Source organism: Sphingobium sp. MP9-4 (genome assembly GCF_005281675.1).
In the GTDB taxonomy this organism is placed as follows: Bacteria; Pseudomonadota; Alphaproteobacteria; order Sphingomonadales; family Sphingomonadaceae; genus Sphingobium; species Sphingobium yanoikuyae.
Genome location: NZ_LUFI01000104.1, coordinates 34336 through 47854 on the forward strand (window position 1 = coordinate 34336; position 13519 = coordinate 47854).

At 64.6% G+C, this 13519-nt stretch carries 8 protein-coding genes and 1 tRNA gene; 7 read left to right on the forward strand and 2 right to left on the reverse strand.

Going from position 1 to position 13519, the window contains the following annotated elements; translation table 11 throughout:
* Positions 1-14 precede the first annotated feature (14 nt).
* The 7 genes from rpoC to A0U87_RS25435 all read left to right on the forward strand — a co-directional run bounded on the left by rpoC (position 15) and on the right by A0U87_RS25435 (position 12163).
* Positions 15-4271, forward strand: a complete 4257-nt coding sequence (gene rpoC / locus A0U87_RS25405) for a DNA-directed RNA polymerase subunit beta' (protein WP_004208472.1) — start codon at positions 15-17, stop codon at positions 4269-4271.
* A 243-nt stretch (positions 4272-4514) separates the two neighbouring features.
* Positions 4515-4588: transfer RNA gene (locus A0U87_RS25410), tRNA-Gln, on the forward strand.
* An 89-nt stretch (positions 4589-4677) separates the two neighbouring features.
* Positions 4678-5289: a TetR/AcrR family transcriptional regulator gene (locus A0U87_RS25415; protein WP_026109006.1), complete on the forward strand. Its 612-nt coding sequence runs from the start codon at positions 4678-4680 to the stop codon at positions 5287-5289.
* Positions 5290-5677: 388 nt separating this feature from the next.
* Positions 5678-6091: a hypothetical protein gene (locus A0U87_RS25420; protein ID WP_048937388.1), complete on the forward strand. Its 414-nt coding sequence runs from the start codon at positions 5678-5680 to the stop codon at positions 6089-6091.
* Between the two features lie 3 nt (positions 6092-6094).
* Positions 6095-7357, forward strand: coding sequence for an efflux RND transporter periplasmic adaptor subunit (locus A0U87_RS25425; protein WP_137406119.1), 1263 nt, complete (start codon positions 6095-6097; stop codon positions 7355-7357).
* A gap of 199 nt (positions 7358-7556) precedes the next feature.
* On the forward strand, positions 7557-10745 hold the full coding sequence (locus A0U87_RS25430; RefSeq protein ID WP_048937390.1) for a multidrug efflux RND transporter permease subunit: 3189 nt from the start codon (positions 7557-7559) through the stop codon (positions 10743-10745).
* 11 nt (positions 10746-10756) lie between these two features.
* The gene (locus tag A0U87_RS25435) at positions 10757-12163 is read left to right on the forward strand and encodes a TolC family protein (RefSeq protein WP_048937391.1); all 1407 of its coding nucleotides are present in this window, start codon (positions 10757-10759) and stop codon (positions 12161-12163) included.
* A gap of 40 nt (positions 12164-12203) precedes the next feature.
* On the opposite strand, the gene A0U87_RS25440 is transcribed toward A0U87_RS25435, so the two are convergent.
* Together A0U87_RS25440 and A0U87_RS26395 are read right to left on the reverse strand one after the other, a co-directional pair.
* A complete protein-coding gene (locus A0U87_RS25440) occupies positions 12204-12797 on the reverse strand; it encodes a nitroreductase family protein (protein ID WP_048937454.1) in 594 nt (197 codons plus the stop codon).
* A gap of 123 nt (positions 12798-12920) precedes the next feature.
* A complete protein-coding gene (locus A0U87_RS26395; protein ID WP_164488896.1) occupies positions 12921-13088 on the reverse strand; it encodes a hypothetical protein in 168 nt (55 codons plus the stop codon).
* Between the last annotated feature and the right edge of the window lie 431 nt (positions 13089-13519).

Genomic DNA, 13519 nt, shown 5'->3' on the forward strand with positions numbered 1-13519 from the left:
GAGGGACTTGAGATATGAACGAACTGACGAACTTCGCCAATCCGATCCAGAAGCCGGAAACCTTCGACCAGATCCAGATTGGCCTCGCCTCCCCGGAGCGCATCCGCAGCTGGTCCTTCGGCGAAATCAAGAAGCCGGAAACCATCAACTATCGCACGTTCAAGCCCGAGCGTGACGGCCTGTTCTGCGCCCGCATCTTTGGTCCGATCAAGGACTATGAGTGCCTGTGCGGCAAGTACAAGCGCATGAAGTACAAGGGCATCGTCTGCGAAAAGTGCGGCGTGGAAGTGACCGTGTCGAAGGTCCGCCGCGAGCGCATGGGCCATATCGAACTGGCCGCACCGGTTGCCCACATCTGGTTCCTGAAGTCGCTGCCCTCGCGCATCGGCCTGCTGCTCGACATGCAGCTCAAGCAGCTTGAGCGCGTCCTCTATTTCGAAAGCTATATCGTCACCGAGCCGGGCCTGACCCCGCTGGAGAAGTATCAGCTGCTGACCGAGGACGAACTGCTCGACGCGCAGGATGAATATGGCGAGGACGCCTTCTCGGCCGGCATCGGCGCCGAAGCCGTCAAGCAGATGCTGATGGATCTCGACCTGGAAGGCGAGAAGCAGGCGCTGCTGGACGAGCTGGCTGTCACCAAGTCGGAACTGAAGCCCAAGAAGATCATCAAGCGCCTGAAGGTCGTCGAGAGCTTCCTGGAATCGGGCAACCGCCCCGAATGGATGATCCTGGACGTCGTGCCGGTCATCCCGCCGGAACTGCGCCCGCTGGTGCCGCTGGACGGCGGCCGCTTCGCGACCTCGGATCTCAACGATCTGTATCGCCGCGTCATCAACCGCAACAACCGCCTGAAGCGCCTGATGGAGCTGCGCGCGCCGGACATCATCGTCCGCAACGAAAAGCGCATGCTGCAGGAAGCCGTTGACGCCCTGTTCGATAACGGCCGTCGCGGCCGTGTCATCACCGGTGCCAACAAGCGTCCGCTCAAGTCGCTGTCCGACATGCTCAAGGGCAAGCAGGGCCGCTTCCGTCAGAACCTGCTCGGCAAGCGCGTCGACTATTCGGGTCGTTCGGTCATCGTGACCGGTCCGGAACTCAAGCTGCATCAGTGCGGCCTGCCCAAGAAGATGGCGCTCGAACTGTTCAAGCCCTTCATCTACGCCCGCCTCGACGCCAAGGGTCTGTCCATGACCCTGAAGCAGGCGAAAAAGTGGGTCGAGAAGGAGCGCAAGGAAGTCTGGGACATCCTCGACGAAGTCATTCGCGAGCACCCGGTCATGCTGAACCGCGCGCCGACGCTCCACCGCCTCGGCATCCAGGCGTTCGAGCCCGTGCTGATCGAAGGCAAGGCGATCCAGCTGCACCCGCTCGTCTGCTCGGCCTTCAACGCCGACTTCGACGGTGACCAGATGGCCGTCCACGTTCCGCTCTCGCTGGAAGCCCAGCTGGAAGCGCGCGTGCTGATGATGTCGACCAACAACATCCTGTCGCCCGCCAACGGCAAGCCGATCATCGTTCCCTCGCAGGACATGGTCCTGGGTATCTATTACCTGTCGATGGAACGCGAAGGCGAGCCGGGCGAAGGCATGCTGCTGTCCGACATGCAGGAGGTCCATCAGGCCCTCTATGCCAAGGCGGTCACCCTGCACTCGAAGATCATCAGCCGCGTGCCGCAGACCGACGAAAATGGTCAGCAGTATATGAAGCGCTTCGAGACCACGCCGGGTCGCATGCTGCTGGGCGAATGCCTGCCCAAGTCGCACAAGGTGCCCTTCGACGTCGTCAACCGCCTTCTGACCAAGAAGGAAATCGGTGACGTCATCGACCAGGTCTATCGTCACACCGGCCAGAAGGACACGGTGCTGTTCGCCGACGCCATCATGTCGCTGGGCTTCCGCCACGCGTTCCAGGCCGGCATCAGCTTCGGCAAGGACGACATGGTCATCCCCGACAGCAAGGTGACGATGGTCGACGAGACCAAGGCACTGGTGGCGGATTATGAGCAGCAGTATCAGGACGGTCTGATCACGCAGCAGGAAAAGTACAACAAGGTGATCGACGCCTGGAGCCGTTGCGGCGACCAGGTCGCGAACGCCATGATGGACGAGATCCGTGCCCAGCCCAAGGATCCCAAGACCGGCCGTCTGGCGCCGATCAACTCGATCTACATGATGGCGCACTCGGGTGCCCGTGGTTCGCAGGCCCAGATGAAGCAGCTGGCCGGCATGCGCGGCCTGATGGCCAAGCCGTCGGGCGAGATCATCGAAACGCCGATCATCTCGAACTTCAAGGAAGGTCTGACCGTTCTTGAATATTTCAACTCGACCCACGGTGCCCGTAAGGGTCTGGCCGACACCGCGCTCAAGACGGCAAACTCGGGTTACCTGACCCGCCGTCTGGTCGACGTGTCGCAGGACTGCACCATCGTCGAGGATGATTGCGGCACCGAAAAGGCGCTGGAGATGAAGGCCATCGTACAGGGTGGTTCGGTCATCGCCTCGCTGGGCGAGCGCATTCTGGGCCGTACCACGGCGCAGGATATCGTCGACAGCAAGGATGGCACCGTCATCATCCCGATCGGCACCCTGCTGGACGAAGCCATGATCACCCAGATCGAGGCGATCGGCACGCAGGCCGTGAAGATCCGCAGCCCGCTGATCTGCGAAAGCCGGATGGGCGTTTGCGGCAAGTGCTACGGCCGTGACCTCGCCCGTGGTACGCCGGTGAACATCGGTGAGGCGGTCGGCGTCATCGCGGCACAGTCCATCGGTGAACCGGGCACGCAGCTGACCATGCGTACCTTCCACATCGGCGGCGCGGCGAACTTCAACGAAACGTCGAACCTGGAAGCCCTGTCGGACGGCACGATCGAGCTGCGCGACATGCCGACCATCACCGACAAGAATGGCCGTCGCCTGTCGCTGGCCCGTAACGGCGAAGTCGCGATCATCGACAGCGAAGGTCGCGAACGCGAAACGCACCGCCTGCCTTATGGTGCCACCATCCTGTTCGCAGATGGCGATGCCGTGAAGAAGGGCGATCGCTTCGCCGAGTGGGATCCGTTCACCATGCCGGTGATCACGGAAAAGCCGGGTATCGTTAAGTATGTCGACCTGATCGACAACAAGACGCTGACCGAACAGACCGACGAAGCCACCGGCATCGCACAGCGCGTTGTCATCGAGCATCGTGGTGCCGCCCGGACGAAGGAAGATCTGCGTCCGCGTCTGACCCTGATGGACGACAATAGCGGTGAAGCCGCCCGCTACATGCTGGCGGTCGGTGCGACCCTGTCGGTCGACGATGGTGCAGAGGTTCAGGCCGGTGACGTGCTGGCGCGTGTCAGCCGTGAAGCGGCCAAGACCCGCGACATCACCGGTGGTCTGCCGCGCGTTGCCGAGTTGTTCGAAGCCCGCAAGCCCAAGGACAATGCCATCATTGCCAAGGTCTCGGGCCGCGTGCAGTTCCTCAAGGATTACAAGGCGAAGCGCAAGATCGCCATCAATCCCGAGGATGGCGGCGAGCCGGTCGAATATCTGATCCCCAAGAGCAAGGTGATCGACGTTCAGGAAGGCGACTACGTGAAGCGTGGCGACAACCTGATCGGTGGTTCGCCCGATCCGCACGACATTCTGGAAGTGCTCGGCATCGAGCCGCTGGCCGAATATCTGGTCGCCGAAATCCAGGAAGTCTATCGCTTGCAGGGCGTGAAGATCAACGACAAGCACATCGAGACGATCGTTCGTCAGATGCTGCAGAAGGTCGAGATCATCGAGTCCGGCGACACCACCCTGCTGGTGGGCGAGCAGGTCGACCGCGAGGAAATGGACGAGATCAACAGCAAGCTGCAGCCGGGCTTCGCCCCCGCTGCCGGCAAGCCGGTGCTGCTCGGCATCACCAAGGCCTCGCTGCAGACCCGTTCGTTCATCTCGGCGGCGTCCTTCCAGGAAACCACCCGCGTCCTCACGGAAGCGGCGGTCCAGGGCAAGAAGGACACGCTGGTTGGCCTGAAGGAAAACGTCATCGTCGGCCGCCTCATCCCGGCGGGCACCGGTGCCGGCATGAACCGCCTGCGCGTTGCCGCCTCGTCGCGTGACGCGGCGATGCGGGCCGCGCTGCGCGCTTCGGCTCAGGTCGACCTGATCGCGCCGAAGAGCGCGGCCGAGGAACATGCGGCCGAACTGGCCCAGGGTCCGGAAGCCGCGATCGGCGACGATCCGCTGGGTGCCGTGCAGGGTGATGATTTCACCACGCAGGACATGGACTGACTTTGAAAAGGCGGGAGCCGCTTCCTACATGGGGAGCGGCTCCCAGCCCGGTTTTGAGAGAGACCGACATATTGCCCGCCGGATCAGCGATGATCCGGCGGGCTTTTCTTTGTCCGGTAAAGGCAGCCGGTCGGCGATCAGAAGGATCGACAAAAAACTGCGGAAAGGCTGCACAAAGCGCTTGACCGACTCTGAATCCCCGCCTATCTGCGGCCTCCCAAGCGGGGCAAGCCCTGCTGATGATGCCCGATCCTCTAATGGTAAGAGAGCGGACTCTGACTCCGTCAATCAAGGTTCGAATCCTTGTCGGGCATCCAAATATTCCCCCATCAGATAAAAACTGACCAGCGATGATGTTGCACGCCCTATGGACGTAGGCGGCCATCATCCCTATATACCGGTCGGTATGGAAATCACGGCAACACAGAGTGGCAGGGGCCGCCCGCGGGAGTTCGATCCCGAGGAAGCCCTGGCGGCTGCGCTTCAGGTCTTCTGGCGGCGCGGCTATGAAGGCGCATCGCTGGCGGAACTGACCGAGGCGATGGGCATCACCAAGCCCAGCCTCTATGCCTGTTTCGGCAACAAGGAAGCCCTATTCCGCAAGGCCCTCGACCTCTATGAGCGCGACAAGCTCTGCTATGTGAAGTCGTCGCTGGAGGCACCGACCGCCAAGGCCGTGGCCGAGCGCATGCTGCGCGGATCGCTGGCGATCCAGACCGGCAACAAAGATCCCCAGGGGTGCATGGGCGTCATCAGTTCGGTCGGTGGCACCGCCCATTCCGAATGTATCCGCGACGAAGTGCTGGCCCGCCGTGCCTCGTCCGACCGCGCCCTGCTCGACCGGTTCGAACGCGCCCAGGCAGAGGGCGACCTGCCCGCCGGAGTCGAGCCCCAGGCGCTCGCCTGTTATCTCTCGACCGTGATCCAGGGCATGGCCGTTCAGGCCGGTGCCGGTGTTCCGCGCGATCGGCTGGAGCAGCTGATCGACACCACCCTCACCATGTGGCCGAGCAAATAGCGGAATTTATTTCGCTTTTGCAGCGATGCGGGTCTTGAAATTGCCGCACTGCAAATAAAATACCTCCCGGTACAAAAAGACGGTTGACGGGACAGCCCCCGTTAATATATACCATACGGTACACAATGATGCTGGGTGTGTAGCCCAGGGAGGTCATCATGCAGCAATTCCACCATCGGCGCTGTCGACGATAGCGTCACCCAAAGGGGCGGTTTCCCGGTAACGGGTTCCTCCTGATTCATCATCTTTGCGCCCTCTTCGCGACGGTTTGTGCCGTTCGCGCCGCAAGGACGCATGCCCGCATCTTCGGGCGAGTTTTTCGGGACGCGATCCGCGCTTTTCCGCGTGGAGCCGTGCGCCCGCTTCAGATCGCAGGAAGGAACAAGCCTTGGCTTTCCTTGATTTCGCCCAGGCACTTGCCGGTCCGCAGATGGCGGTCGGCGCCACCCGCCCCACTCCCGCCGTACCCGCCATCAGTGTTGAGGCCCAGGCAACCAGCTTTTCCGCCCAGGAATGGCAGATCGTCGACCTTGCCCGCACCGACGGCTTGCGCTCGCTGCGCGGCCCCGGTTCTTTCGCCCGTCTGCGCAAGTGGATCTGGGGCGAGGAACATAGCCCCACCCTGGCCAGCGAACGGCTGGAGGCACTGCGCCGCCTGGCCGTCGAGGCTTGGCACAAGGGCTATGCCGTGTCGCTTTCCGCCCTCGCCGCCTTCCGCGCGGCCGGCTTTTCCACCGCGCAGCTCGAATTGCTGCTCGCCACCATCAGCGCGGGCCGCACCGCCCGCGCCCCCCGGAGCTAATCCATGAACCAGTTCACCAAGATCACAGCCGACGGCAGCGCGTCGGACGTTCACGCGCCACCGGGCAACCGCTGGTCGCGCAAGCATTGCGGCATCGCTGCCATCGCCCTCATCGCCCTGTTCGGCATCGGCTGGAAGCTGGTCGACCGCCCGTCCGCCCAGGCCGCGGCCGCCCCGCTGGCGGCGGTCGGCGTTTCCGCGCCGCTCGCCCGCAGCGTGACGCAGTGGGATGATTATGTCGGCCGCTTCGCCCCCAGCCAGACGGTCGAGATCCGCCCCCGCGTATCGGGCGCGGTGACCGCCATCCACTTCCGCGACGGCGATTTCGTCCGTCAGGGGCAGTTGCTCTTCACCATCGACCAGCGTCCTTTCCAGGCCGCCCTGGCCGAAGCGCGCGCCAGCGTCGCGTCCGCCCGAAGCGAGCTGCTGCTGGCCCAGAATGATTATGGCCGCGTCCAGCGGCTGACCGGCGACGAAGCCGTGTCGGCGAGCGAAGTGGACTCGCTCCGCTCGCGTCTGCAGGCGGCACAGGCCGCCCTGGCCGCCGCGCAGGCCCGCGAACGCAGCCGGGCACTGGATGTAGAATTCACCCAGGTCCGCGCCCCGATCTCCGGCCGCGTGTCGGATCGCCGCGTCGACATCGGCAATCTGGTCTCGGGCGGAGAAGGCAGCACCGCGTCGCTGCTGACCACGGTCAACAAGCTCGATCCGATCTATTTCAACTTCGACGCCTCCGAAGCGCTCTATCTCAAGTCGCAGCGCGACAAGGAGAATGGCGGCGCGGTCGAGGTGCGGTTGCAGGATGAGGCGGACTATAACCACAAGGGCCGCCTGGACTTCACCGACAATGGGCTCGATCCCCGGTCGGGCACGATCCGCATTCGCGCAGTCTTCGACAATCCGGGCAATTTCCTGACCCCCGGCCTGTTCGGCAATATGCGCCTGGCCAATGGCGGCAAGGCCAATGCCCTGCTGGTCCCGGACGAGGCGATCCAGTCCGACCAGGCACGCAAGACCGTGCTGGTGGTGGACAAGGAGGACAGCGTCGCGGTGAAGCCGGTCGAGCTTGGCCCGATCGTCGACGGGCTGCGCATCATCCGCAGCGGCCTCGATCCCAAGGACCGGGTGATCGTGACCAATCTCCAGGCAGCGATGCCCGGTGCCAAGGTTGCGGTGAAGCCGGCCCGGATCACCCCGACCCCGGCGCCCGTCACGCCGGTCGACAGCGCCGCCCCGGTCGCCGCCCAGGCCACCTTCGCCCGGTAATTGCCCTCTCCTCCGTTCGGGCTGAGCGAAGTCGAAGCCTTCCACTGAGCCGCAGGCGAAGTGGCTTCGCTTCGCTCAGCCGGGCCCTTCGACAAGCTCAGGGCGAACGGAATGAGAGGTCGACCTGATATTCCCTGCCCGTGATCCGGCCTAGCCGGATCGCGCGGTATCCCTTTCGCCTTTCGCAAAGGACGATCCGATGCGTTTCTCCCGTTTCTTCATCGACCGGCCGATCTTCGCCGCCGTCATCGCGGTGGTCATCACCGTGGTCGGTGCGCTCGCCTTTATCGGCCTGCCGGTGTCCCAATATCCCGACATCGTGCCGCCCACGGTCACCGTGTCCGCCCAATATCCCGGCGCATCGGCCGAAACGGTCGCGTCGACCGTGGCCGCGCCGATCGAACAGGAAATCAACGGCGTCGACGACATGCTCTATCAGAGCAGCCAGTCGACCGGCGATGGCAAGGTCGTCATCACCGTTACCTTCAAGATCGGCACCGACCTGGATGCCGCGCAGGTTCTGGTGCAGAACCGCGTCGCCGTCGCCATCCCCCGCCTGCCCGAAGAGGTGCAGCGGCTGGGCGTCGTGACCCGCAAGACCACGCCCGAATTCCTGATGGTCGTGAACCTGCAGTCACCCGACGGCACCTATGACCGCGACTATATCTCCAACTATGCCCTGACCCAGGTGCGCGACCGGCTCGCCCGGCTGGACGGCGTGGGCGACGTGCAGCTGTTCGGTTCGCGCGACTATGCGATGCGCATCTGGATCGATCCCGATCGTGCCGCCGCGCTGGACCTGACCGCCGGAGAGATCGTCTCCGCCCTGCGGGCACAGAATGTCCAGGTATCGGCCGGCTCGATCGGCCAGCCGCCCTATGACCGGGGCGAGGCTTTCCAGCTTGGCGTCGAGATGCAGGGCCGCCTGACCACGCCCGATCAGTTTTCCGACATCGTGATCCGTTCGGACGCCGATGGCCACCAGGTGCGCGTGCGCGATGTCGCCCGCGTTGAACTGGGCGCGCAGGATTATGGCACCAACACCTATCTGTCGAACAAGCCGACGGTCGTCATCGCGACGATGCAGCGCCCCGGCTCCAACGCGCTCGACGCGGCGGAGAAGGTCAAGGCGGAGATGGAGCAACTGTCCAAGCGCTTCCCCAAGGGCCTGGAATATAGCATCATCTACAACCCCACCGAATTTATCAGTCAGTCGATCGACGCCGTCTATCACACGCTGTTCGAAGCGGTGATCCTGGTTGTCCTCGTCATCCTCATCTTCCTGCAGAACTGGCGCGCGGCGGTCATCCCGATCATCGCGATCCCGGTCTCGCTGATCGGCACGGCCACGATGCTGGCGGCAGTGGGCTATTCGCTCAATAACCTGTCGCTGTTCGGCCTTGTGCTGGCGATCGGCATCGTCGTCGACGACGCGATCGTCGTGGTGGAGAATGTCGAACGCAATATCGAAAATGGCATGAGCCCGCTGCAGGCGGCGCGCGTGTCGATGGACGAAGTGTCGACCGCGCTGATCGCGATCGTGCTGGTGCTGTGCGCCGTGTTCGTGCCAACCCTGTTCATCACCGGCATTTCCGGTGCCTTCTACCAGCAGTTCGCGGTCACCATCTCGACCGCGACGGTCATCTCGCTGATCCTTTCGCTCACCTTGTCGCCGGCTGCAGCCGCCCTGCTGCTGAAGCCCAAGCATGGCGCCCATGATCTCGACAATGCGCCGCGCTGGCGCCAGGTCGCGGCCAAGGCGGCGGATCGCTTCAACCAGGGCTTTGATCGGATGAGCGCGGGCTATGCGCGCCTCACCCGCTTCCTCGTCGCCCGGCCCAAGAAGATGCTGCTGACCTATGCCGGCCTGATCGCCGCCACCATCGCCCTGTTCTGGGTGACGCCCGGCGGCTTCATCCCGGCGCAGGATCAGGGTTATTTCCTGGCCGTCGTCCAGCTGCCCTCGGGCGCATCGCTGGAGCGCACCGACAAGGTGACGCGCGAGGTCGCGGCGAAGATCCTGCCGATCAAGGGGCTGCGCGGTGCGGTGATGTTCGCCGGCTTCCACGGCCCCTCGCAGACGCAGGCGCCCAACAGCGCGGCGATCTACTTCCCGTTCAAGAGCTTTGCCGAGCGCAAGGCGGAAGGCGCCACCTATACTGGCATCATGGATCAGGCGAACAAGGCGGTTGCGGGCTATGACAAGGCGCGCATCCTGCTGGTGCCGCCGCCGCTGATCCAGGGCATTGGCTCGGCCGGTGGTTATCGCCTGATGCTGGAGGACCGGGAGGATCGCGGCTATGCGGAACTCAACAAGGTCGCCGGCGAACTGATCGGCAAGGCCAATCAGAGCCCAAGCCTGGCACAGGTCTACACCCTGTTCGACGTCGGCACCCCCCGCATCTTCGCGGATGTCGATCGCCGCAAGGCCGACCTGCTGGGTGTGCCGCCCGAGCGCGTGTTCGAAGCGATGCAGGTCTATCTCGGCTCTGCCTTCGTCAACGACTTCAACCTGCTCGGTCGCACCTATCGCGTGACCGCCCAGGCCGATGCCGAACATCGCGGCACCGTGGCCGACATCGCCAACCTGAAGACCCGGTCGAACAGCGGCCAGATGGTGCCGATCGGTTCGGTCTCCACCTTCCGCGACAAGACCGGCCCCTATCGCGTGGTCCGCTACAATCTGCTGCCCGCGGTGGAAATCGATGGCGACACGGCACCGGGCTATTCGTCGGGCCAGTCGCTGAGCACGATGGAGAAGCTCGCCGACGCCGCCCCTGCCGGCTATGCCAGCGAATGGACCGGCGTTGCCTATCAGCAGATCAGTGCCGGCAATACCGCAGGCATCGTCTTCGGCATGGCGGTCTTCTTCGTCTTCCTGGTGCTGGCGGCGCAATATGAAAGCCTGACCTTGCCGCTGTCGATCATCCTGATCGTGCCGATGTGCCTGTTCGCGGCCATGCTGGGCGTGAACCTGCGCGGGATGGACAACAACATCCTGACGCAGATCGGTCTGGTCGTGCTGATCGCGCTCGCGGCGAAGAACGCCATCCTGGTGGTCGAATTCGCCAAGCAGGCGGAAGAGGAACAGGGGCTGAGCCCGGTCGAAGCCGCCGTCCAGGCTGCCCAGACCCGTCTGCGCCCGATCCTGATGACCAGCTTCGCCTTCATCCTGGGGGCGGTGCCGCTGGTGATCGCCAACGGAGCCGGTGCGGAACTGCGCCAGGCGCTGGGCACGGCGGTCTTCTTCGGCATGACCGGCGTGACGGCCTTCGGCCTGCTCTTCACCCCCACCTTCTATGTCGTGTGCCGTGCGCTGGGCGATCGTTTCGCCCGCCGCCGGCGCCCGGAAGCCGATGATGCCGCTGCATTGCAGCCGGCTGAATGAGGACAAAAGCCATGACAAGGAACCTGATTGCCCTGTTGCTCGGCGCCAGTGCCCTGACGGCCTGCGCCGCCGGGCCGGATTACAAGGCCCCCGCCACCCCGACCACGGCGGCCGCCCCCTTCATCGGGGCAGCGAACCCGGCGGTCGCCCAGAGCGCCGCCGACGACCATTGGTGGCGGCTCTATAACGACCCGCTGCTCGACGGGCTGGTCGGCGATGCGCTGAAGGCCAATACCGACATCCGCGTCGCCGTCGCCCGACTGGAACGTGCCCGCGCCCAGTTGCGCGGCGCCCGGTCCGACCGGCTGCCTAGCACCAATATCAGCGGCTCCCCGACCTATGGCCGGGTGTCGCAGGCCCAGACCCTGCCCGGCATGGACCGGGAAAACTGGACCGTCGATATGGGGCTGGACGTCGCCTATGAGGTCGACCTGTTCGGCCGGGTGAAGCGCAGCATAGAGGCCGCGCGCGGCGATGTCGGCGCGGCCCAGGCCGATGCCGATGCGGTCCGGGTTGCCGTCGTCGCCGATACGGTGCGCGCCTATGTCGACGCCACCGCCTCGGCCCAGCGGCTTGCCGTCGCGAAGGAAACGGTCGACCTGCTCGACAAGTCGATCCGCATCACCAGCGCCCGCTTCGACGCCGGCCGGTCCGACCGGCTGGATGTTATCCGAGTGACGACACTGCGCGAACAGCAGCAGGCGTTGATCCCCAATCTGGTCGCCGATCGCAATGCCGCCCTGTTCCGGCTGGCGACGCTGACCGGCCGGACGCCGCAGGAGTTGCCCGCGTCCGTCCAGAACGCGACCGTGACACCGAATGTGACACAGCCGATCCCGGTCGGCGACGGCCAGGCACTGCTGGCGCGGCGGCCGGACGTGCGCGCGGCCGAACGGCGGCTGGCGGCCGACACAGCGCGGGTCGGCGTGGCCACCGCCGACCTCTATCCGCGCATCACGCTGGGCGGATCGATCGGCACCACGGCGGTCGGCGGCGGCAATCTGTTTGGCGCCGGACCGCTCAACTTCCTGCTGGGGCCGCTGATCAGTTGGGCCTTCCCCAATCAGGAAGCCAATCGGGCAAAGATCGCGGCGGCAAAGGCGGATGGCGACGGATCGCTTGCCGCCTTTGACGGCACGGTGCTGCAGGCGCTGGAGGAAACCGAGACGGCGCTGTCCACCTACGCCAATGCGCTGGAGCGGCGGGCGACGCTGCAATCGGCGCGGGACGAGGCGGCTCGGGCTGCACGGATCAGCCTGGCGCGCCAGCGCGAGGGGCAGATCGACTTCCTGACCGTGCTGGATGCGCTACGCACCCAGGCTTCGGCCGACGCGGACCTGGCGACCGCCAACCGCTCGGTCGCCTTTGCCCAGGTGGACCTGTTCCGCGCTTTGGGCGGCGGCTGGACCACGACCTGATACAGAAAGGGCGGCGTTTCAAAAAACGCCGCCCTTTTTTTCAGACGATGAAATTGCCCTGATGGGCGAATGTCTCGATCTCGTGCCGACCGCTCGGCGCCTCGCGCGCCTGCAGCGCTTCGGGCAGGCTCGCCTTGTCGCCCTGCCGCCCGATCGCGATCGCCGCCTCGATCCGGAAACGATCCGGCACCGCCAGTTCGGCGCGGGCCTTGTCGAAATCGACGCCGGTCATCGCATGGGTATGATAGCCAAGCCGCGTCGCCTGCAGCGCCAGCGTCGCCCAGGCGGCGCCCGCATCGAAGCTGTGGCTGTGCGAAGGCTTGTAGTCTTCCGATCCCTGCGCCGCCATCAGCGTGTCGGAAATGACGAAGACCAGCGCCCCGGCATGCTGCACCCAGCCCTGGTTGAACGGAAAGAGCAGGTCGAGGAAGCGCGCCCAGTCGGCGCTGTCGCGATGGGCATAGAGGAAGCGCCAGGGCTGGTAGTTGAAGGCCGAAGGCGCCCAGCGGGCGGCATCGAACAGCGTGTCGATATCTGCCTGGGGGATCGCGGAGCCGTCAAAGGCGCGGGGCGACCAGCGCTCCAGGATCAGCGGATCGACGGGACGGGTAACTTCGCGCGGGCTGGTGGCCATCTGGATCTCCTTCAAGGCGATGACGCGATCGGCGCGCCATGCTGTTGGAAATCTATCTAGCGGATGTTCCGCCGCTGCGAAGAGGCGTTGGACTTTCGCCCTGGAAACACAGGGTTTCCCCGATCAGGCGCAGGCATCCTGCGGCTGGCGTTCGCGATCGCTACGCGACATGGGCGCGCTACGGTCATCGGCATCGCGCTCGAACAGCACGACGGCAGGTTCCCTGAAAAGGGCCTGCGCCAGCCGATCGCGCAGGCGCGTCAACGGTCCGTCCTGATCCTGATAGGCCATATATGCGTCCTCTCTGCCGACTCGGGCGGCTTATCTACCGATGGTATAGAGAATCGTCCCCCAAGCAATGCTGGCCGTCGCGGTAGAAAAGCTATCCGTCTTGGAGTCTGTTTGGAAATGCGCCTCCGGCGCATCCGCACCGGCCCGCACCCCCACCCGACCACCCATCAGGGTACTATGTCTGGGCGGTCGGGTGGGGGTGCGGGCCGGTGCCGTATCGAAAATGCGCTCTTCCGCACATTTCCAGACAGGCTCTCAGGCCTGCTGAAAAATCATACGCAAATACTATGCGGCCGCCCCGCCCCGCGTCTCGCATTCAAACGGAAGAGGGGCCTAATCGGGCGCTCGCTAACGACCCTGTCCGCCTCCCGCGGCGGGCGTGATGCGGGAGTTACCCCCATGCAGGATCTCTTGTGGATCGGCATCATCCT

Coding starts and splice junctions, on each gene's coding strand:
- A0U87_RS25425 (WP_137406119.1), top strand. CDS start 6,095: ATGAACCAGTTCACCAAGATCACAGCCGACGGCAGCGCGTCGGACGTT.
- A0U87_RS25430 (WP_048937390.1), top strand. CDS start 7,557: ATGCGTTTCTCCCGTTTCTTCATCGACCGGCCGATCTTCGCCGCCGTC.
- rpoC (WP_004208472.1), top strand. CDS start 15: ATGAACGAACTGACGAACTTCGCCAATCCGATCCAGAAGCCGGAAACC.
- A0U87_RS25440 (WP_048937454.1), bottom strand. CDS start 12,797: ATGGCCACCAGCCCGCGCGAAGTTACCCGTCCCGTCGATCCGCTGATC.
- A0U87_RS26395 (WP_164488896.1), bottom strand. CDS start 13,088: ATGGCCTATCAGGATCAGGACGGACCGTTGACGCGCCTGCGCGATCGG.
- A0U87_RS25435 (WP_048937391.1), top strand. CDS start 10,757: ATGACAAGGAACCTGATTGCCCTGTTGCTCGGCGCCAGTGCCCTGACG.
- A0U87_RS25415 (WP_026109006.1), top strand. CDS start 4,678: ATGGAAATCACGGCAACACAGAGTGGCAGGGGCCGCCCGCGGGAGTTC.